The organism is Ancylobacter sp. WKF20 (genome assembly GCF_029760895.1).
Classification (GTDB): Bacteria; Pseudomonadota; Alphaproteobacteria; order Rhizobiales; family Xanthobacteraceae; genus Ancylobacter.
Window position 1 is genome coordinate 3,239,956 of record NZ_CP121679.1, and the last position, 18,781, is coordinate 3,258,736.

An 18,781-nucleotide genomic window follows, 5' to 3' on the forward strand; every position below is an offset into this window, starting at 1 on the left:
GCTCCTATCATCAGGCACCCCCTTCCTGACGAATCCCGGACATTGCCATGCAGTACCGCCCGCTCGGCCGCACCGGCCTCGAGGTCAGCGCCATTTGCCTGGGCACCATGACCTATGGTGAGCAGAACACCGAGGCCGAAGGCCACGCGCAGATGGACTACGCCCTCGATCGGGGCATCAATTTCTTCGACACCGCCGAGCTTTACTCGATCCCGCCCAAGCCGGACACGCAGGGCTCGACCGAGCGCGTGATCGGCTCCTGGTTCAAGGCGCGCGGCAACCGCGACAAGGTGATCCTCGCCACCAAGGTGTGCGGTCTCTCGGAGATGACATGGTTCCGCGACGACGGCTCCCCGGCCCGCCCGACGCGCGGCCAGATCCGCGAAGCGGTTGAGAAAAGCCTCACCCGGCTGCAGACCGACTATATCGACCTGTACCAGCTCCATTGGCCGGGCCGGCCGATCGCCTATTTCGGCTCCAACCCGACGCGCTGGAAGTCTGTGGCGGGCGACGAGACGCCGATCGCCGAGACGCTGGACGCCTTTGCCGAGCTGGTGAAGGAGGGCAAGGTGCGCCATATCGGCCTCTCCAATGAGAGTGCCTGGGGCACGATGCGCTTTCTCGACGAGGCCGGGCGCACGGGGGGCCCGCGCGCGGCCTCGGTGCAGAACGCCTATCACCTGCTCAACCGCACCTATGAGACGGCGCTTGCCGAGGTGAGCCTGCGCGAGGATGTGGGGCTGCTCGCCTATTCCCCGCTGGCGCAGGGCTATCTCACCGGCAAGTACCAGAACGGCGCCCGCCCGGCGGGTGCCCGCTCCACGCTGTTCAACCGTGGCCAGCGCTACCAGACACCCGGCGCGGAAGCGGCGATCGACGACTATCTTGCCATCGCCCGGGAAGCCGGCATCGACCCGGCGCAGTTCGCCATCGCCTTCTGCCTGTCGCGCGAGTTCATGACCTCGGTCATCATTGGCGCGACCACGATGGAGCAGCTGACGAACGACATCGACGCGATCAATGTCGCCTTCACGCCGGAGCTGGAAGCCAAGGTCGACGCGGTCCACCAGCTGCGCGGCAATCCCTGCCCGTAAGGCCGGTTTGACGCGGGCGGGGCGTGATGGCCCCGCCTGTGTTCCTACGTGCCGTCCGTCGGCTTTGCCGGGTCGTTGGCGGCATGGGCGGTCATCAGCGGCACCTGCGCCATGGCGAAGACCAGCGTCAGCGGCAGATAGCCGAAGGTCTTGAAGGCCACCCAGGTATCGGTCGAGACCGAGCGCCAGACCACCTCGTTCAGCACCGCCATGACGAGGAAGAACACGCCCCAGCGTATGGTCAGCTTGTGCCAGCCTTCCGGCGTGAGCTGGAACACGTCGCCCAGCACATAGGGCAGAAGCGGCTTGCGGAAGATGAGCCCGCCCAGCAGCAGGCCGCCGAACAGCGCGTTGACGATGGTCGGCTTCATCTTGATGAAATGGTCGTCCTGCAGCCAGAGCGTGAGCGTGCCGAACACCAGCACCACCACGGCCGAGACCAGCGGCATGACCGCGATCTTGCGGGCGATCAGCCACATCACCAGCAGCGCCGCGAAGGTCGCCACCATGAAGGCGCCGGTGGCGACATAGATGCCGGCGCGGCCATTGGCGATGAAGAACACCACCAGCGGCCCCAGCTCCAGCGCGAATTTCAGCGCCGGGTGCATCTTGCGCAGCGGCGTCGGGCCCGTGGTGTCGGCCATGCGGATCAGCCTTCCTTGGCGAGTTGCTTGAGCCAGCGCTTGGCCTGCGCGCGCACATTCTTCGGCGCCGTGCCGCCATAGGAGACGCGGCTCGCCACCGACTTCGACACGGAGAGCACGCCGAACACCTCCTTGGTAATGCGCGGCTCAACGCTTTGCATTTCCTCAAGTTTCAGCTTGTGCAGAGCGATCCCCTGCCCGCTCGCCAGCGAGACGATGCGGCCGGTGACGTGATGCGCCTCGCGGAAGGGCAGGCCGAGCACGCGCACCAGCCAGTCGGCGAGATCGGTCGCGGTGGAATAGCCCGAGCCCGCCGCGTCCTTCATCTTCTTCTCGTCCGGCACCATGTCGCGGACCATGCCAGCGGTCGCCGCGATCATCAGCGAGAGGGTGGAGAAGGCATCGAACGCGCCCTCCTTGTCCTCCTGCATGTCCTTGGCATAGGCCAGCGCCAGGCCCTTCATGACCATCAGCAAGCCATTGAAAGCACCGGCAATTCGGCCGATCTTGGCGCGCACCAGCTCGGCCGCGTCGGGGTTGCGCTTCTGCGGCATGATCGACGAGCCGGTGGTGAAGCGGTCAGACAGCTTGATCAGGCCGACCAGCGGCGAGGTCCAGATCACGATCTCTTCGGCGAAGCGGGAGAGGTGCATGGCGCAGATCGAGGCCGCCGCCAGCGTCTCCAGCACGAAGTCGCGGTCGGAGACGGAATCCAGCGAATTGGCCGTGGGCCTATCAAATCCAAGGCTCGTTGCGGTAGCGAAACGATCGATCGGGAACGACGTGCCAGCCAGCGCGGCGGCGCCGAGCGGGCACTCGTTGAGCCGCGCGCGGGCATCGCGCAGCCGCCCGCGGTCGCGCCCGAGCATCTCGACATAGGCCATGAGATGGTGGCCGAAGGTCACCGGCTGGGCGGTCTGGAGATGCGTGAAGCCCGGCATCACGGTGCCGGAATATTGCAGCGCCTTCTCCGTAAGTGCCTTCTGCAAATCACGAATCTGCACATCCAGCGTGTCCAGCGTGTCGCGCACATAGAGCCGGAAATCGGTCGCCACCTGGTCGTTGCGGGAGCGGGCGGTGTGGAGGCGGCCGGCGGATGTGCCGATCAGGGCGGCGAGGCGGGACTCCACATTCATATGGATGTCCTCCAGCGCCCGCTGGAAGGTGAACTGGCCGCCCTCGATCTCTGACAGGATCGTGTCTAGACCCGCCACGATCTTTTCGGCATCTGCCTTGTCGATGATGCCTTTGGCCGCCAGCATAGCGGCGTGCGCCTTCGAGCCGGCAATGTCCTGCGCGTAGAGGCGCTGGTCGAAACCGATGGAGACGTTTATTTCCTCCATGATCGCGTCGGGGCCGGTCTCGAAGCGGCCACCCCACATCTTGTTGCTCATGCTCAACTTTTCTCCGCGAGGACGGTCATGACCGAACGACCCGAGACGCCGACGGGCGACGAAGGCACACACGCGGCGCGCCCCGGGCGGCGCCGCCTGCTGATCGTGGCCGCGGCGCTCCTGCTCGGCGGCGCCGCCGTGCTGGCAGGCGTATACGGGATCGGGGGTGATCCGCGCAACGCCATTGCCACGAACGGCGCGGGAACGGTGACCAGTCAGGCCAGTGGGGTGAACGATCAGGCCAATCAGGTGGCCAGTCAGGCCAGTGTGTCCGGCAAGGACCCCGCCTGTCAGGCGGCGAGCGACACCGCCCGCCGCATCGCGGATCTCGCCAAGGGGGAGCTTGCCGCCTTCGCCCCGACGCTCACCCCCACCCGCATCCCCGACCTCGCCTTTCTCGGTCCCGACGGCACGCCGCTGACGCTCGCCAAGGTCGGCGGCGACGGGCTGAAGCTCGTCAACATCTGGGCGACCTGGTGCGTGCCCTGCCGCAAGGAGATGCCGGCGCTCGACGAGCTTCAGGCCAAGCTCGGCACCGGGGACGGCACCGGGACGAGCCCGCAGGCCCCCGCCTTCAACGTCGTCGCCCTCAACATCGACACGCGCGACCCCGACAAGCCCAAGCGCTTCCTGGAGGAGACCGGCATCAAGGAGCTGGCGCTCTACACCGACCCCAAGGCCAAGGCGTTCCAGGATCTGCGCACGGTGGGGCGCGGCTTCGGCCTGCCGACCACCATGCTCATCGACGCGCAGGGTTGCGAGATCGGCCACATCGCCGGCCCGGCGGAATGGGCGAGCCCGGATGCGCTCGCGCTCATTCGCGCCGCGCTGGGCACCGCCCCTTCCCAGCCCTGAGCCGGCCTATCCCCGTACCCGTCCCGTGAAATCGGGTGGCGCGGGGCGCGGCGATGGAGTAGAGCGCGCGTCTTGAGGGCGCCCGCCGCGCCCGCGTTGCAGGAGCCGGCCCCATGTCGCACCCCGAGCCCGCCCCCGCCCAAGGGCTCGCGACCCCCGCTCCGGCATCCTCCACGCCCGCCCACACCGGCCCGCACCCGATGGCGGCCGGCGACTGGGGCGCGCTGGTGCTGCTCTCGCTGATCTGGGGCGGCTCGTTCTTCTTCGGCAAGGTCGCCATCGCCGAGATCCCGCCGCTCACCATGGTGTTCGCGCGCGTGACCATCGGCGCCGGCGCGCTCTATGTCATCGCCCGCCTCGCCGGGGTGCGGCTGCCGCTCAACCGCCGGCTGATGGCGGAATTCGCTTTGCTCGCGCTCATCGCCAACATCATCCCCTTCGGGCTGATCGCCTGGTCGCAGCAGCATATCCCGAGCGGCCTGTCCTCGATCCTCAACGCCGCGACCCCGCTCTTCACCGTGCTGGTGGCGCAGGCCTTCACGCGGGACGAGAAATTCACCGCCGGCAAGCTGGTGGGGGTGAGCCTCGGCTTTGCCGGCGTGGCGGTGATGATGGGCCCGGCGCTGCTCGGCCAGCTCGGCGGCCACAACCTCGCCGCCCAGCTCGCCGCCATCGGCGCGACCGTCTCCTATGGCTTCGCCAGCGTCTATGGCCGCCGCTTCCGCGCTTTGCCCCCGCTCGGCGTCGCCATGACCCAGCTCGCCTTCTCCAGCCTGATGCTGCTGCCGGTCATCGCCGTGCTGGACGCGCCCTGGCAGCTCCCGATGCCCTCGCTCAAGGTGGTCGGCGCGCTGGCCGGGCTCGGCGTGCTCTCCACCGGCATCGCCTACATCCTGTATTTCCGCATCCTCGCGCGGAACGGGGCGACCAACATCTCGCTGGTCACCTTCCTCGTGCCGGTCAGCGCGATCCTGCTCGGCGCGCTGGTGCTCGGCGAGGCGCTGGAACCCCGCGAATTCGCCGGCTTCGCCATCATCGCTTTGGGGCTGGCGGCGATTGACGGGCGCCCGTGGCGGTGGGCGCGGGGGATCGGGCGGTAGGGCGGCGGCGGCTCCCAGAAGCCGTCATCCCGGACGGCCAAGCGCCGATCCGGGATCGGTCGCCCTGGCCCCGAGTGAGACAGTGCCACCCAAACGACGTCATGCCCGGGCTTGGCCCGGGCATCCATGACTTCTTAGGGCACATCCGTCGGCAAGACGTGGATGGCCGGGTCAAGCCCGGCCATGACCGCGTGAGGGGTGGAAACGCGTTCCGTCATCCGGCGCCGTCAGCCACCGCCGTCATCCCGGACGGCCGAAGGTCGATCCGGGATCGCGAGCCTTACTTGAATGGGGAACCGATCCCGGCTCTCCGCCACGCTGCGGCCGGGATGACGGGCGGGACGGGAGTGGTTGACCGGCCTCGCCCTCTCTCACCACGTCATGCCCGGGCTTGACCCGGGCATCGATGACTTGCGGGGCGACAGAGCGCTGCCGGAAGCTGTGCAACGTCCATCCAGCGGGAAGTCGTGGATGGCCGGGCCAAGCCCGGCCATGACGGTGCAAGAGGTGGCGGGGTTGCAATCATCTCAGGCCCCGAACGGCACCCGATGCCCCCCCTCAGCGTGCCGGCGTGCCCCGCTTCTAACGGGTCGGCACCGGCTTTTCGCCGCGGTAGTCGTAGAAGCCGCGCTGGGTCTTGCGGCCCAGCCAGCCGGCTTCGACGTACTTCACCAGCAGCGGGCAGGGGCGGTACTTGGAATCGGCCAGACCCTCATGCAGCACCTGCATGATGGACAGGCACGTATCCAGCCCGATGAAATCGGCGAGCTGGAGCGGGCCCATCGGGTGGTTGGCGCCGAGGCGCATGGCGGTGTCGATGGCGTCGACCGAGCCCACGCCCTCATAGAGCGTGTAGATCGCCTCGTTGATCATCGGCAGCAGGATGCGGTTGACCATGAAGGCGGGGAAATCCTCCGCCACCGCATAGGTCTTGCCGAGCCGGGTGACGAAGCCCTTGGAGAGCTCGAAGGTCTCGTCCTCGGTGGCGATGCCGCGCACCAGCTCGACCAGCTGCATCAGCGGCACCGGATTCATGAAGTGAATGCCGATGAAGCGCTCCGGCCGGTCGGTCGAGGCGGCGAGCCGGGTGATGGAGATGGACGAGGTGTTGGTGGCGAGGATCGCCTCGGGCTTCAGGAACGGGCAGACCGAGGAGAAGATCTTGCGCTTGATCTCCTCCTTCTCCACCGCCGCCTCGATCAGCAGGTCGACATCGCCGAGATCGGACGCCTGGTCGGTGCCGTGGATGCGGCCGAGCGCGGCCTGCTTGGTCTCGTCGGAATACAGGCCCTTGGAGACCTGCCGGGCCATGTTGCCATTGATGGTGGCGAGGCCCGACTTGACGCGGTCCTTTTCGAGGTCGTTCAGCACGACGTCATAGCCGGCCAGCGCGCAGACATGCGCAATGCCGTTGCCCATCTGCCCCGCGCCGATGATGCCGACGGTCTTGATCTCGAAAGCCATGGTTCGTCCTGTCCGCCCTGCCCTTTGGATCCAGTATAGAGACCCGTCAGGCTTTTGCCTTAGCTATTTCGGCGGTGAGCTCCGGCACGATCTGGAACAGGTCGCCCACCAGCCCGTAATCCGCCACCTGGAAGATCGGCGCGTCCTCGTCCTTGTTGACGGCGACGATGACCTTGCTGTCCTTCATGCCGGCGAGATGCTGGATGGCGCCGGAAATGCCGATGGCGACGTAAAGCTCGGGCGCCACCACCTTGCCGGTCTGGCCGACCTGCCAGTCATTGGGGGCATAGCCCGCATCGACCGCCGCGCGCGAGGCGCCGACCGCCGCACTGAGGCTGTCCGCCAGCGGCTCGATCAGCGCGTGGAAGTTCTCCGCCGAGCCGACGGCACGCCCGCCGGAGACGATGGCCCGCGCCGCGGTGAGTTCGGGACGGGCGCTGTGGGCGACTTCCTCAGCCAGGAACCGGGTCTGCGCGGGCGCCTCGGTCGGGCCGACGGCGCGGATCGGCGCGGCACCGCCCTCGCCCGCCGGGGCGAAGGACGCGGTGCGGATGGTCAGCACGCGGGTCCCGTCGGTCGCGCGCACGCGCTGGATGGCGTTGCCGGCATAGATCGGCCGGTCGAACGTGTCGGGGCTGACCACCGCGATCACGTCGGAGACCTGCATCACGTCGATCAGCGCGGCAAAGCGCGGCAGCACGCTCTTGCCGAAGGCGGTCGAGGGGGCGACGACGGCGCTGTAATCGCCCGCCAGCGCCACCAGGAGCGCGCTCACCGGCTCGGCGAGGCGGTGGGCGTAGACGGGCGCGTCGGCGACCAGCACCTCGGCCACGCCATCGAGCTTGGCCGCAGCCTCGGCGGCGGGGGCGCAACCGCTGCCGACCACCAGCACATGCACCGGCGCGCCGAGCGCCAGCGCGGCGGTCAGGGCGCGGGCGGTGACGGGGTTGAGGCTCGAATCGTCATGTTCGGCGAGAAGAAGCGTCGCGGCCATGGTCAGAGCACTCCCGCCGTCTTGAGATGGCCGACCAGCTCGGCGGCCGAGGAAACCTTGATGCCGGCGCTGCGCCCGCTCGGCTCGGTGGTCGAGATCACCTGCAGGCGCGGGGCGAGGTCGACGCCGAGATCGGCCGGGGCCTTCTCCTCGATCGGCTTCTTCTTCGCCTTCATGATGTTGGGCAGCGAGGCATAGCGCGGCTCGTTGAGGCGCAGATCGGTGGTCAGCACCGCCGGCAGATCGAGGCTCAGCGTCTGCAGGCCGCCATCGATCTCGCGGGTCACATCCACCGTGCCCTCGCCGATCACGACCTTGGAGGCGAAGGTCGCCTGCGGCCAGCCGAGCAGCGCGGCGAGCATCTGGCCGGTCTGGTTGCAATCGTCGTCGATCGCCTGCTTGCCGAGGATGACGAGGCCGGGGGCTTCCTGCGCGACGATGGCCTTGAGCAGCTTGGCCACCGCCAGCGGCTCGACGCCGACCTCCTCCGTCTTCACCCAGATGCCGCGATCCGCGCCCATGGCGAGCGCGGTGCGGATGGTCTCGTCGGTCTTCACCGGGCCGATGGAGACGGCGATCACCTCGGTCGCCTTGCCGGCTTCCTTGAGCCGCAGCGCCTCCTCGACGGCGATCTCGTCGAAGGGGTTCATCGACATCTTGATGTTGGCGAGCTCGACCCCTGAGCCGTCCGCCTTGACGCGGATCTTGACGTTGTAGTCGACCACCCGCTTCACGGGCACAAGGATCTTCATCTCACATCTCCCGCCCGGCGGGAGAGGCCCGCCCCGGCAGCCGCAATGGGGGGAAGGCGACGCAGCGGAACCGGGAGGGGAGGAAAAGGCCGACCCGGCGCGGCATCAGCCCGCGGAAAGCCGGGCGAAACTATGGACCCGCCAAGGGTGTGTCAACGTGGCGAAAGGGCGTTTGTGATCACACCGGGGGATGCCCGTCCGGTGTCCCGTCCCGCGTCAGCACCCAGAGCGGGACACCTTTGCGGCGCATGACGACGATGAGCGCCGCCCCGGCGATCAGCCCGCCCATATGCGCCCACCAGGCGGTCTCCTCGTCGCCCGCCGCGATGAGGTTCCAGAGCTGGAAGGCGATCCACGCCCCGAGCGGCCAGATGGCGGGAATGCGCAGCGGGATGCGCAGGAACACCAGCACCCAGATGCGCACATTGGGGTGCAGCATGAGATAGGCGCCGACCAGACCCGACACCCCCGCCGAGGCGCCGATCAGCGGCGCCGGCGATTCCGGCACGGCGAATGCGTGGGCGAGGCCCCCGGCGATGCCGCAGAGCAGGTAGAAAGCGAGGAAGCGGGCATGGCCGAGCGCATCCTCCACATTGTCGCCGAACACCCAGAGGAAGGCCATGTTGCCGATGAGGTGCAGCCAGCCGCCATGCAGGAACATGTAGGAGACCAGCGTCAGCTCCGAGGGCAGGCGGACATATTCGTCCGGCAGCACGGCGGCATGGGTGACGACGGCGGGAATGGCGCCGTAGCCGAAAGCCGAGGCGATGTCGATCTCCGGCCGGTAGCCATGCTGCACCAGCAGGAACACGACGACATTCGCCGCGATCAGCGCCCAGGTGACATAGGCGTGGGTGATGCCTTCGAGCGGGTTGTCGTCATTGATCGGCAGCAGCATGGGCGTGGGACGGCAGCTCGGGCGATGATTCGCGGGACAACGCGGCGACGGGCGCCGCATGACAATGCCGCGTCGCGGGCAAAAACACCATCAAACCGGTGCCTGCGCCCTGCCCGCCATGCGCTCCCACCAGCGGGCAAGGCCGGGATGGGCCGCGATAAGCGCCGCCCCTTCCGGCGCGCGGCGGAAATAGTCGATCATCGGTGCGAGATGAAGGTCGGCGAGGCTCAGCCGCGCGCCGGCGAGGAAGGGCCTCTCGCCCATCAGCGCCGTGATGGCGGACAGGCAGGTGCCGGCCTCGACCAGCGCCGCGGCAAGCCGGGCCTCGTCGCAGACCCTGCCGGAAGCGGGCTTCTCCACCCGCTCGACATAAACGCCCCAGACCAAGGGGCGATACGCATAGGCGTCGGCGATGCCGATGAGCTGGTTCATGCGCGCCCGCTCCCGCGCGCCGGCCGGCTGAAGCGAGGGGCCGGGGAAAGCGTCGTCGACATAGCGGGTGATCGCAGCGGTCTCGTAGAGCCAGAAACCCTCATGCTCCAGGGCCGGGATACGGCCGAAAGGGTGGTGCCGCAGATAGCTGGCCGGCGGCCCGCCGGGGGCGAAGGGGTCGACCGGCACCAGCTCATGGGCCACGCCCTTCTCAGCGAGGGCCAGCCGCGCGATCCGCACATAGACGCTGTCGCTCGTGCCGTAGAGACGCGGCGCAGCCATCACGCCCCTCACCCCTCGCGGCCGGCCGCCGGCACCCAGAGCACGTCGCCGCTCGCCCGGTGATTGGCGGCGCGGCTCATGACGAAGAGCAGGTCGGAGAGGCGGTTGAGATAGCGCACCGCCGGTTCCGAGACGATCTCGCCCGGCGTCTGGGAGAGCTCGACCACGAGGCGTTCGGCGCGCCGGCAGACGGTGCGGGCGACATGCAGATGCGTCGCAGCGGGAGTGCCGGCGGGCAGCACGAAGGAACGCAGCGGTTTCAGCGGCGCGTTCAAAAGGTCGATGTCGCGCTCCAGCTTGTCGACCTGCGTGCCGACGATGCGCAGCGGCTCCCAGCCGCGATCCACCCCGTCATCGGGGGTGGCGAGATCGGCGCCGAGGTCGAACAGATCGTTCTGGACGCGCGCCAGCACCGCGTCGAAATCGCCAAAGGCGCTGTCCGGCCCGGTATGGAGGCGCACCACGCCGAGGGCAGCGTTGGTCTCGTCCACCGTGCCATAGGCGGTCACGCGCAGATCATATTTCGGCCGGCGCTCGCCGGTGCCGAGCGCGGTGGTGCCGTCGTCGCCGGTGCGGGTGTAGATGCGGTTCAGCACGACCATGGGGGCGCCGGGCTCCTTGTGATGGGACGTCGGGGCGGCGCGCGACGGGCGGCGCCGGCGGGTGGAAAGGCGTCAGCTCTGGCTCATGAGAAAGATGGTGGCGAGCACAAAGCACAGCGCCACCGCCTGCAAGAGCACGCGCCATTGCATGAGCTTCTGCGAGCGCTGCGGCGAGCCGCCGCGCGCCAGATTGGCGAGGCCGAGGATCAGCACCACCGCCACCGCGCCGAGCGCGACCGGCAGGAGGAGGAATTTGGCGAAGAACAGCATGTCCATGGACTTTCCGGGGCGCTTGCGGGCTTCCAGCCCGCGTGGCGGGAGGCGCGGCGGCTCAGTTGAGCGCCACGATGGCTGCGTTCAGGCTGGTCGCATAGGAGACCCAGAGAATATAGGGCACCAGCAGCCCGGCCGCGATGCGGTCGATTTTCGCCGCCGCCCAGATCGTCGCGGCGATGGCGAGCCAGAGCGCGATGACGACGGCGAGTGCCGCGCCGGGCGCTTCCATGCCGAAGAACACCGGCGACCAGGCGGCGTTGAGGGCGAGTTGCAGGCACCACAGCAGGATGGCGCGGCGCCGCGCGGGCGAGGGTGCGTGAAGCTGCCAGAGCCGCCACAGCGCCACGGCCATCAGCACGTAGAGCGTCGTCCAGGCGATGGGGAAGGCCCAGTTCGGCGGGTTCCAGGCCGGCTTCACCAGGCCCGCATACCAGGTCGGGATCTGCGGCGTGGTGACGAGCGAGCCGATGGCGCCGACCCCGAGGCAGAGCCCCACGGCGACGACAAGGCGGAAGAAGGAAAGGGTCTTCATGCGGTCCATCCCCGTGCTGGCCGCCCCGCCGATTCGGGCGCGTCCTCGCACAGTAGCCGCTTCTTACGCGCGGCGCCCCGGATGGGATGACCGGACGATGAAAGAGCGCCGGCGCCACATGGGCGCCGGCGTTTTGGTGAAGGGACCGGCCTCAGGCCGCCAGATGCTTCTCGATCTCGTAGACCGGCAGCTTGACCATGTCGCGGTCGACCTCGCTGGTCAGGGCATCGCTGAGCGCCCGCGAATAGAACGGCCGGATCATGCCGAGCGCGCGCGGGGCGGCGACGATGATGAGCGCGCTGACCTCGCCGGCCGCCACCGCCTTGTCGAGCCGCTGGGCGATCTGGCGCAGGAAGTCGCGCTCGCCCTCATCCTGCCAGTCGGTGGTCTCGACCGCCGAACGCGCGGTGCCAGCCGACTGATGCACGCGGCCGGGCGAATCCGTGCCCTGCTCGCGGGTCGGCGGGTTGTCCTGCTCATGCACCTCGTGGGTGCGCAGATTGGGAAAGGCGGCGTCGCCCTTGTTGCACAGGATCAACGCCTTGCGGCCGTCGCACACGACGACCCAGGCGCCGGCCTCGATCCGCATCTTGTCATAGCTGGTGCTCATGGCATGCCTCCTTTTGACGCTGTCATTGGGCGCATGCCGGCCGGGCATGCGCCTTGAGCAAGGTCAAGCGGGGCGGAAGCGATCGGTTCCCTGTCGGGAAGGCTCAGAGCCGGCCTTCGCGGAAGCGGCGGATCGCGGCGTTGAGTTCGCCGCCATACACGAAGATCGAGGCGGTGGTGTAGAGGAACACCAGCGCGATCATCACCGAGGCGAGGCCCGCATAGGTGGTGACGTAGTTGTTGGCGAATTCCGCGAGATAGCGCCCGAAAGCGGCACCCGCCGCCAGCCACAGGGCGAGCGTGACCAGGATGCCCGGCGCGACATCCGCCAGCGAGCGCTTGCCGGCCGGCAGCCACATATGCGCCACCACCAGCGCGACGATCAGGATCGCCGAGGTCGCGGCATAGCGCAGAAAAGTGATCACCCAGCCGAAGGGCGCGAGCGCCGGCACCCAGCGCACCGCGGTCAGCCACAGCACCGGGCCGAGCACGACGAGGAAAGACAGGGCCAGAAGCCCGGCCGCGCCGACCACGACATAGCCGATGGATTCAAGGCGCAGCCAGTACCATGAACGCTGCTCGCGCACGCCATAGGCGCGGTTCAGCCCGATACGCAGGCTCTCAATGCCGTTCGACGAGAAGTAGATGGCCAGCACCACACCGATGGTCAGCACATCGGTGCGGACCTGGGTGAGCACGTTCTTGATCTCGCGGCCAATGGGGTCGGCGACCTGCGAGGGCCACGCCTCCAGCATGAGCTGCACCGTCTCGTCGGCCAGATTCTTGAAATCGAAGAAGGCGGCGAGCGCGGTGACGAAGATCAGGAAGGGAAACAGCGACATCAACGCCGACAGCGCGATATGGCTGGAGATCGCCCAGCCATCATCCTCGACGAAGCGCCAGAAGGCGTCCCACGCGATGTCGAAGGCACGCATCAAGACGCCCAGTCTCCTCATTGGCACGACGGCAGCACGTGACATCGGACACCGCAGGCCAAATGGCAAGGGCAGGCCATCGCGGCAGATGCGCCGGGTGGGGGACAGCGCGGAATGGGCGGGCGCCTGTCGCACGCGATACGTGCTTTGCCGCCCCCGGCCGGTTTGTGATAGACAAAGCGCCCCTTGATGGCCGCGCACACCCGCGCGGCCGGCTTTGCGAGTGACAATCATGTCCGCCTCCGCCGCCCGCGCCGTTTCCGCCTCCGACACCGGCCGCCTCGCGCCGGCGCCGGCGGGTGCGGCGCCGGGCGAGGTCGAGACGCTGATGCGCGCCATGGGCCGGCGCGCCCGCGCCGCCGCCCGCGCCCTGGCTCTGGCCTCGGCGGAAACCAAGACCGCGGCGCTGAACGGCGCCGCCGCGGCGATCCGTGCCCGGGCGGGCGAGATCCTCAGCGCCAATGCCGAGGATGTCGCCGCCGCCCGCGCCGCCGGTATCGCCGAGTCGATGATCGACCGCCTCACCCTGACGCCCGCCCGGCTCGAGGGCGTCGCCAGCGCCGTCGCCGAAATCGCCGCCCTGCCCGATCCCGTCGGCGCGGTGACGGAGAGCTGGGAGCGGCCGAACGGCCTGCGTCTCGAGCGCGTGCGCACCCCGCTCGGCGTCATCGGCGTGATCTATGAGAGTCGCCCCAATGTGACGGCGGACGCCGGCAGCCTGTGCCTCAAGGCCGGCAATGCGGTGATCCTGCGCGGCGGCTCGGACAGCTTCCATTCCAGCCGCGCCATCCATGCGGCGATGGTTGAGGGCATCACCGCGGCCGGCCTGCCCGCCGACGCCATCCAGCTGGTGCCGACCCGCGACCGCGCGGCGGTGGGCGCCATGCTCGCCGGCCTCGACGGTACGCTTGACGTGATCGTGCCGCGCGGCGGCAAGAGCCTCGTCGCCCGCGTGCAGGCGGAGGCGCGCGTGCCGGTCTTCGCCCATCTGGAAGGCATCGTTCACGTCTATGTCGACCAGGCCGCCGACCTCGCCAAGGCGCTGACCATCGTCAAGAACGCCAAGCTGCGGCGCACCAGCGTGTGCGGCGCGGCGGAGACGCTGCTGGTGGATTCGCGCGCCGCCGACACGCTGCTCAGCCCGCTCGTGACCATGCTGCTCGACGCGGGCTGCGCGGTGCGCGGCGATGAGGCCGCGCTGGCGGTCGACCCGCGCGTCACCCCGGCGAGCGAGGAGGACTGGCGCACCGAATATCTCGACGCGGTGATCGCGGTGAAGCTGGTGGACGGGCTGGATGCCGCCATCGACCATATCGAGACGCATGGCTCCCATCACACGGACGCAATCCTCACCGAGGATGCCGCCGCCGCCGAGCGCTTCCTCGCCGAGGTGGATTCGGCCATCGTCGTTCACAATGCCTCGACCCAGTTCGCCGATGGCGGCGAGTTCGGTTTCGGCGGCGAGATCGGCATCGCCACGGGGCGGATGCACGCGCGCGGGCCGGTGGGCGCCGAACAGCTCACCTCCTTCAAGTACCGGGTGCGCGGCACCGGGCAGATCCGCCCCTGAGCCGGCGGCGACCCGCCTGGGCGCGCGATTCAGCGCCCATGCGGGTTTTCACGGGCTTTCGGCGTTCAATATGCTTCCAAACAGCTTCCTTGCGCCCCCCAAAAGGGTGCGCTAGGGGAGAGCCGCGGGCCAAACCACATGCCTCGCGCGGAGACCGGATGAATGACCTACGTCGTCACGGACAATTGCATCAAGTGCAAGTACACCGACTGCGTCTCGGTGTGTCCCGTCGACTGTTTCTATGAGGGCGAGAACTTCCTCGTCATCCATCCGGACGAGTGCATCGATTGCGGCGTGTGCGAGCCGGAATGCCCGGCCGAGGCGATCAAGCCGGACACTGAGCCGGGCCTTGAGAAGTGGCTCACGCTCAACGCCGACTATTCCAAGGTCTGGCCGAACATCACCGAGCGCAAGGATCCGCTGCCCGAGGCGAAGGAATGGGATGGTGTAGCCGACAAGCTACAGTATCTCTCGCCCGAACCGGGTAAGCAGGACTGACGACGCACCGTTGCGGCACCCGTTCCGGGAATGCCGACGTCGCCATGTAGCGCCTGTCCTGGCGCCTGACACGCCGCCGCTGCCCTCGCGCCGCGAGCGAATCCGCGTGCGCGCTGCATTGCGGCAGTATTTTGATTTCCACCGGATTTGTGTTACAAGGCTGCTCGTGCAGTCGAATGGATTTGCCATGGTGCAACGCTCCCGAACCGGAGCGATCTTCCCGGAATTCATGTCGGGTTCTCGTCCAGCGCGCCTCCGCGCGCCGGGACTTCCTGAATTTTCCGTCGACGGCTGAAGTACGGCTGCGGCATCCGCCACAGCCGGGGTGTTTCTTGACCTCGCGGGCTGCCGCGCGCGGGGGCGACGCGCGTCGAGGGCGGCGTGGCGCCGAAGAACCGAGACCCAGGAGCAGGCACAGCATGACGTCGACGACGAAGAAGCCGTCCACCAACATCCGCCAGGGTTTCAAGACGGGCGAGCACATCGTCTATCCCTCGCATGGCGTGGGACGCATCACGGCGATCGAGGAACAGGAAGTCGCGGGTTTCAAGCTTGAACTTTTCGTCATTCATTTCGAAAAGGACAAGATGACGCTGCGCGTACCGGTGCCGAAGATCGCCACCGTCGGCATGCGCAAGCTTTCGGACGCCACCGTGATGAAGAAGGCGCTGGAGACCCTCAAGGGCCGCGCCCGCGTGAAGCGCACCATGTGGAGCCGCCGCGCGCAGGAATATGAGGCGAAGATCAATTCCGGCGATCTCGTCGCGATCTCCGAAGTGGTCCGCGACCTCTACCGCTCCGACGCCCAGCCCGAGCAGTCCTATTCCGAGCGCCAGCTCTACGAGGCCGCGCTCGACCGCATGGCCCGCGAACTCGCGGCGGTTGAGAACCTGACCGAGACCGAGGCGATCAAGCAGATCGAGCAGAACCTGCTCAAGGGCCCGCGCCGCACCGGCAAGGGCGAGGCGGAAGCCGAGGCCGAAGTGGCCGAGGACGACCCCGAGGAAGCCGCCGCCTGAGCGGCACGCCTTCCGATCGTTTCAGGAAAAGCCCGGCCTCGCGCCGGGCTTTTTCGTTGGGGGGCGTGGCAGGACCGTTCCCCCCTTGCACCCTCACGGCCGGGCTTGACCCGCCCGTCCGCGTCGTACCCCCGCAGCGCCCGCCTCGGCGGCATGCCGGCGCCAGTCCTCCAAACCTTCGTCATCCCGGCCGGAGCGCAGCGAAGAGCCGGGATCGTCCATTGGGCCAAGCTGTGTCAGCGATCCCGGCTCGGCCTTCGGCCGTCCGGGATGACGGTGGGAAGGGGATAACGGTGGGGGGGCCGGCGGGCATAAGGGAAGGCCGCGTTGCCTCCCCGGGAACCTTCGGCGCCTCCCGGCGTTCACTTGCGGTTGGTCCTGTCCGGCGCGCCCGGCGCGTGCGGGGTCATGACCGGAGCCGTGGGGAGACGCGCATGAGCGATCCGGGCGAGCGCCACAGCCGGCTGGCGCGTGAAGCGATGAAGGCACCCCTGCTTGGCCGCGAGCAGGAATATGAACTCGCCCGCCGCTGGAGCGAGGCGCGCGACGAGCAGGCGCTGCATGCCCTCATTCGCGCCCATATGCGCCTTGCCATCGCCATTGCCCGGCGCTTCCGCAATTACGGCCTGCCCATGTCCGACCTCGTCCAGGAAGGCCATATCGGCCTGATGGAGGCCGCCGCCCGCTTCGAGACGGCGCATGAGGTGCGCTTCTCCACCTACGCGACCTGGTGGATCCGCGCCGCCATTCAGGACTATGTGCTGCGCAACTGGTCCATCGTGCGCGGCGGCACCTCCTCCGGCCAGAAGGCGCTGTTCTTCAACCTGCGCCGCATGCGCGCCAAGCTTGAGCGCGCCGACAGCACCGCGACGCGCGAGGAGATGCACCTCTCCATCGCCCGCAATCTCGGCGTGAACCCGGTCGAGGTCGCCCGCATGGACGCCCGGCTGAACGTTCCCGACCTGTCGCTCAACGCCCCGCTGGCCTCGGACGACGAGAATGGCGCCGAGCGCATGGACCAGCTCATCGCCACCGACCCGCTGCCCGACGAGCAGGTGTCGCAGCAGATCGACGGCGCCCGCCGTCGGCGCTGGCTGCACCGGGCGCTGACCGCGCTGAACGAGCGCGAAATCCGCATCATCAAGGCGCGGCGGCTGAGCGAGGAAAGCGAAACGCTGGAGACGCTCGGCGCGCGGCTCGGCATCTCCAAGGAGCGGGTGCGGCAGATCGAGAGCCGCGCCATCGAGAAGCTGCGCGTCGCCCTCACCCAGGGCGAGGGCGTGCCGCGCGGCGCCTTCGGCTGATTTAGCTCCGTCCCGCCCGGCTATTCCGCGACGATCTTGTACTGCTCGCCATAGACGAGCTTGTCGCCGCGATCGAGGCCGTTGAGGATCAGGAAACGCTCCAGCGCCTTGTCCTGCGTGTCCATCTTCGCCGCCATCTTTTCCGGCGTGTCGGTGATGCCGGCGGTGACGATGCGGATGCGCAGCGGTTTCACATTCTCCGCCTCCTCGATGGAGACGCGCCGGAAGGTCTCCGCCGCCGCGCGGAAGGATTGGTCGAGCTCCGGGGTCAGTTCGCGCGCGGCGAAGATCAGCCGGTAGACATCGCTGCCGAAGCGGATGGCGAACATGCGGAACGACCACTGGTCGCCGCGCGCCACGGCGGTCGCCGCCGGGAAGCCGTTCAGCACCAGGCTCTCCACCGAGGAGACCTCGACACCCTCGATCCAGCCGGACGACAAATACTGCGCCAGCGACTGGTCGCCGGGCACGCGGACCGCGTCGAGCCGCAGCGCCTCGCGGCCCGACGCAGAGGCGCCCAGCACGGCCTGCGAGGTGTTCTCCAGCGCGAAGCCTTCCGGCGCGCTGAAGGTGAAGCCGAGCTTGGGGTGGAAGAAGCGGCGGCCGCGAATGAAGCCTTCCTTCGGGTCGTCGCCATAGACGAGGCCGTCAATGGCGCCGAGATACTCGCCCCGGTCGCGCTCGCCCGGCTTGTTGGGCGAGGCATATTCGCGGGCATTGGCCATGACGATGGAGATGCGCTCGGGCGTCGCCGGATGGGTGGCGAGGAAGTCCGCCTGCTCACCGCTGCCGGTCTGGCCCATGGTCGAGGCGGTCTTCAGCGAGGCCTGCTTGCCCATGGTGGTGAGGAAGCGCTCGGCGCCATAGGGATCGAAGCCGGCGCGCGCGCTGATGCCGACGCCGATGGCGTCCGCCTCCAGCTCCTGCGCCCGCGAGAAGCTCGCCAGCGAGATGCGGCTCTTGGCCAGCGCCAGCGCGCCGAGATCGGGATCGTTCACCACATCGGAGATGACGCGCGAGACGAGCACCGCCTGCTTCATCTGGTCCTCGCGCGTCGCCGCGTGGTTGGCGATGACATGCGCCATCTCATGCGCCAGCACCGAGGCGATCTCGGCATTGTCGGAGGCGAGCGCGAGCAGGCCGCGCGTCACATAGAGCGAGCCGTTCGGCAAAGCGAAGGCGTTGATGGCCGGCGAATTGAGGATGGTGACGCGGTATTTCTGGTCCGGCCGCTCGGAGGCGGCGACCAGCCGGGTGACGATCTGCTGCACCTCGGCCTGGAGCTTGGGGTCGTTATAGGCGCCGCCATAGGAGGCGACGAGGCGCTCATGCTCGCGGCGCTGCGCGGGCGTCATCATGTCGTCGAAGCCGGGAGCGGCCTGCGGGGTCGGCGCCTGCGCCTGCCGGGCGGGCTCCAGCCCCGCGCAGCCGGCCAGCACGAGGCCGAGCGCGAACAGGCCGGCAAGCGCCAGCGCGCGGGCCATGCGCGGCGCCGCGCCCGTCATGCCCCGTCCGGCCGTTGCCTTC

The 18,781-nt window shown here is 68.6% G+C and carries 20 protein-coding genes; 7 read left to right on the forward strand and 13 right to left on the reverse strand.

Translation table 11 applies throughout. The features are described from left to right. Window positions 1-47: 47 nt before the first annotated feature. On the forward strand, window positions 48-1,094 hold the full coding sequence (locus AncyloWKF20_RS14855; protein WP_279314792.1) for an aldo/keto reductase: 1,047 nt from the start codon (window positions 48-50) through the stop codon (window positions 1,092-1,094). A gap of 44 nt (window positions 1,095-1,138) precedes the next feature. Here AncyloWKF20_RS14855 and AncyloWKF20_RS14860 read toward each other — a convergent pair whose 3' ends face one another. After that, window positions 1,139-1,738 (reverse strand): septation protein A, encoded by a 600-nt coding sequence (locus tag AncyloWKF20_RS14860; protein WP_279314793.1) that lies wholly within the window; start codon window positions 1,736-1,738, stop codon window positions 1,139-1,141. A 5-nt stretch (window positions 1,739-1,743) separates the two neighbouring features. Next, window positions 1,744-3,132, reverse strand: a complete 1,389-nt coding sequence (gene argH, locus AncyloWKF20_RS14865; protein WP_279314794.1) for an argininosuccinate lyase — start codon at window positions 3,130-3,132, stop codon at window positions 1,744-1,746. 27 nt (window positions 3,133-3,159) lie between these two features. Between argH and AncyloWKF20_RS14870 the strand changes: the two genes are divergently transcribed. Further along, entirely contained in the window at window positions 3,160-3,987 is an 828-nt protein-coding gene (locus AncyloWKF20_RS14870; RefSeq protein WP_279314795.1) for a TlpA disulfide reductase family protein, read from the forward strand. 200 nt (window positions 3,988-4,187) lie between these two features. Next, window positions 4,188-5,087 (forward strand): DMT family transporter, encoded by a 900-nt coding sequence (locus AncyloWKF20_RS14875; RefSeq protein WP_279317987.1) that lies wholly within the window; start codon window positions 4,188-4,190, stop codon window positions 5,085-5,087. 582 nt (window positions 5,088-5,669) lie between these two features. Here the strand turns inward: AncyloWKF20_RS14875 and AncyloWKF20_RS14880 are convergent. From AncyloWKF20_RS14880 to AncyloWKF20_RS14925, 10 genes are all read right to left on the reverse strand, one after another. Further along, window positions 5,670-6,551, reverse strand: coding sequence for a 3-hydroxybutyryl-CoA dehydrogenase (locus AncyloWKF20_RS14880; protein WP_267584691.1), 882 nt, complete (start codon window positions 6,549-6,551; stop codon window positions 5,670-5,672). 46 nt (window positions 6,552-6,597) lie between these two features. Beyond that, complete coding sequence (locus AncyloWKF20_RS14885) at window positions 6,598-7,545, reverse strand: FAD-binding protein (RefSeq protein WP_279314796.1); 948 nt, start codon at window positions 7,543-7,545, stop codon at window positions 6,598-6,600. Between the two features lie 2 nt (window positions 7,546-7,547). After that, window positions 7,548-8,297 carry an electron transfer flavoprotein subunit beta/FixA family protein gene (locus AncyloWKF20_RS14890; protein ID WP_279314797.1) on the reverse strand — a complete coding sequence of 250 codons (750 nt, stop codon included), beginning with the start codon at window positions 8,295-8,297 and terminating at the stop codon, window positions 7,548-7,550. A gap of 178 nt (window positions 8,298-8,475) precedes the next feature. After that, window positions 8,476-9,195, reverse strand: a complete 720-nt coding sequence (locus AncyloWKF20_RS14895) for a rhomboid family intramembrane serine protease (RefSeq protein WP_279314798.1) — start codon at window positions 9,193-9,195, stop codon at window positions 8,476-8,478. Window positions 9,196-9,285: 90 nt separating this feature from the next. Further along, the gene (locus tag AncyloWKF20_RS14900; RefSeq protein ID WP_279314799.1) at window positions 9,286-9,912 is read right to left on the reverse strand and encodes a glutathione S-transferase family protein; all 627 of its coding nucleotides are present in this window, start codon (window positions 9,910-9,912) and stop codon (window positions 9,286-9,288) included. A 5-nt stretch (window positions 9,913-9,917) separates the two neighbouring features. Continuing rightward, a complete protein-coding gene (locus tag AncyloWKF20_RS14905; RefSeq protein WP_279314800.1) occupies window positions 9,918-10,511 on the reverse strand; it encodes a cob(I)yrinic acid a,c-diamide adenosyltransferase in 594 nt (197 codons plus the stop codon). Between the two features lie 72 nt (window positions 10,512-10,583). After that, a complete protein-coding gene (locus tag AncyloWKF20_RS14910) occupies window positions 10,584-10,787 on the reverse strand; it encodes a twin transmembrane helix small protein (protein WP_279314801.1) in 204 nt (67 codons plus the stop codon). A gap of 55 nt (window positions 10,788-10,842) precedes the next feature. Continuing rightward, a complete protein-coding gene (locus tag AncyloWKF20_RS14915; RefSeq protein WP_279314802.1) occupies window positions 10,843-11,319 on the reverse strand; it encodes a tryptophan-rich sensory protein in 477 nt (158 codons plus the stop codon). A gap of 151 nt (window positions 11,320-11,470) precedes the next feature. Then, window positions 11,471-11,929, reverse strand: coding sequence for a host attachment family protein (locus tag AncyloWKF20_RS14920; RefSeq protein ID WP_279314803.1), 459 nt, complete (start codon window positions 11,927-11,929; stop codon window positions 11,471-11,473). A 103-nt stretch (window positions 11,930-12,032) separates the two neighbouring features. Continuing rightward, window positions 12,033-12,863 carry a YihY/virulence factor BrkB family protein gene (locus tag AncyloWKF20_RS14925; RefSeq protein ID WP_279314804.1) on the reverse strand — a complete coding sequence of 277 codons (831 nt, stop codon included), beginning with the start codon at window positions 12,861-12,863 and terminating at the stop codon, window positions 12,033-12,035. Window positions 12,864-13,191: 328 nt separating this feature from the next. Between AncyloWKF20_RS14925 and AncyloWKF20_RS14930 the strand changes: the two genes are divergently transcribed. The 4 genes from AncyloWKF20_RS14930 (at window position 13,192) to AncyloWKF20_RS14945 (ending at window position 17,254) form a co-directional block, all read left to right on the forward strand. Next, entirely contained in the window at window positions 13,192-14,433 is a 1,242-nt protein-coding gene (locus tag AncyloWKF20_RS14930; RefSeq protein WP_279317988.1) for a glutamate-5-semialdehyde dehydrogenase, read from the forward strand. A gap of 162 nt (window positions 14,434-14,595) precedes the next feature. Further along, complete coding sequence (fdxA, locus tag AncyloWKF20_RS14935) at window positions 14,596-14,931, forward strand: ferredoxin FdxA (RefSeq protein WP_279314805.1); 336 nt, start codon at window positions 14,596-14,598, stop codon at window positions 14,929-14,931. Between the two features lie 419 nt (window positions 14,932-15,350). Further along, window positions 15,351-15,950 carry a CarD family transcriptional regulator gene (locus AncyloWKF20_RS14940; protein WP_279314806.1) on the forward strand — a complete coding sequence of 200 codons (600 nt, stop codon included), beginning with the start codon at window positions 15,351-15,353 and terminating at the stop codon, window positions 15,948-15,950. A gap of 434 nt (window positions 15,951-16,384) precedes the next feature. After that, window positions 16,385-17,254 (forward strand): RNA polymerase factor sigma-32, encoded by an 870-nt coding sequence (locus AncyloWKF20_RS14945; RefSeq protein ID WP_279314807.1) that lies wholly within the window; start codon window positions 16,385-16,387, stop codon window positions 17,252-17,254. Between the two features lie 20 nt (window positions 17,255-17,274). Here AncyloWKF20_RS14945 and AncyloWKF20_RS14950 read toward each other — a convergent pair whose 3' ends face one another. Continuing rightward, window positions 17,275-18,759: a M48 family metalloprotease gene (locus AncyloWKF20_RS14950; protein ID WP_279314808.1), complete on the reverse strand. Its 1,485-nt coding sequence runs from the start codon at window positions 18,757-18,759 to the stop codon at window positions 17,275-17,277. Between the last annotated feature and the right edge of the window lie 22 nt (window positions 18,760-18,781).

What these genes read in the sequence shown, in the direction of transcription:
- AncyloWKF20_RS14855 (WP_279314792.1), top strand. Translation starts at nt 48, where the DNA reads ATGCAGTACCGCCCGCTCGGCCGCACCGGCCTCGAGGTCAGCGCCATT.
- AncyloWKF20_RS14860 (WP_279314793.1), bottom strand. Translation starts at nt 1,738, where the DNA reads ATGGCCGACACCACGGGCCCGACGCCGCTGCGCAAGATGCACCCGGCG.
- argH (WP_279314794.1), bottom strand. Translation starts at nt 3,132, where the DNA reads ATGAGCAACAAGATGTGGGGTGGCCGCTTCGAGACCGGCCCCGACGCG.
- AncyloWKF20_RS14870 (WP_279314795.1), top strand. Translation starts at nt 3,160, where the DNA reads ATGACCGAACGACCCGAGACGCCGACGGGCGACGAAGGCACACACGCG.
- AncyloWKF20_RS14875 (WP_279317987.1), top strand. Translation starts at nt 4,188, where the DNA reads ATGGCGGCCGGCGACTGGGGCGCGCTGGTGCTGCTCTCGCTGATCTGG.
- AncyloWKF20_RS14880 (WP_267584691.1), bottom strand. Translation starts at nt 6,551, where the DNA reads ATGGCTTTCGAGATCAAGACCGTCGGCATCATCGGCGCGGGGCAGATG.
- AncyloWKF20_RS14885 (WP_279314796.1), bottom strand. Translation starts at nt 7,545, where the DNA reads ATGGCCGCGACGCTTCTTCTCGCCGAACATGACGATTCGAGCCTCAAC.
- AncyloWKF20_RS14890 (WP_279314797.1), bottom strand. Translation starts at nt 8,297, where the DNA reads ATGAAGATCCTTGTGCCCGTGAAGCGGGTGGTCGACTACAACGTCAAG.
- AncyloWKF20_RS14895 (WP_279314798.1), bottom strand. Translation starts at nt 9,195, where the DNA reads ATGCTGCTGCCGATCAATGACGACAACCCGCTCGAAGGCATCACCCAC.
- AncyloWKF20_RS14905 (WP_279314800.1), bottom strand. Translation starts at nt 10,511, where the DNA reads ATGGTCGTGCTGAACCGCATCTACACCCGCACCGGCGACGACGGCACC.
- AncyloWKF20_RS14910 (WP_279314801.1), bottom strand. Translation starts at nt 10,787, where the DNA reads ATGGACATGCTGTTCTTCGCCAAATTCCTCCTCCTGCCGGTCGCGCTC.
- AncyloWKF20_RS14915 (WP_279314802.1), bottom strand. Translation starts at nt 11,319, where the DNA reads ATGAAGACCCTTTCCTTCTTCCGCCTTGTCGTCGCCGTGGGGCTCTGC.
- AncyloWKF20_RS14920 (WP_279314803.1), bottom strand. Translation starts at nt 11,929, where the DNA reads ATGAGCACCAGCTATGACAAGATGCGGATCGAGGCCGGCGCCTGGGTC.
- AncyloWKF20_RS14925 (WP_279314804.1), bottom strand. Translation starts at nt 12,863, where the DNA reads ATGCGTGCCTTCGACATCGCGTGGGACGCCTTCTGGCGCTTCGTCGAG.
- AncyloWKF20_RS14930 (WP_279317988.1), top strand. Translation starts at nt 13,192, where the DNA reads ATGCGCGCCATGGGCCGGCGCGCCCGCGCCGCCGCCCGCGCCCTGGCT.
- fdxA (WP_279314805.1), top strand. Translation starts at nt 14,596, where the DNA reads ATGACCTACGTCGTCACGGACAATTGCATCAAGTGCAAGTACACCGAC.
- AncyloWKF20_RS14940 (WP_279314806.1), top strand. Translation starts at nt 15,351, where the DNA reads ATGACGTCGACGACGAAGAAGCCGTCCACCAACATCCGCCAGGGTTTC.
- AncyloWKF20_RS14945 (WP_279314807.1), top strand. Translation starts at nt 16,385, where the DNA reads ATGAGCGATCCGGGCGAGCGCCACAGCCGGCTGGCGCGTGAAGCGATG.
- AncyloWKF20_RS14950 (WP_279314808.1), bottom strand. Translation starts at nt 18,759, where the DNA reads ATGACGGGCGCGGCGCCGCGCATGGCCCGCGCGCTGGCGCTTGCCGGC.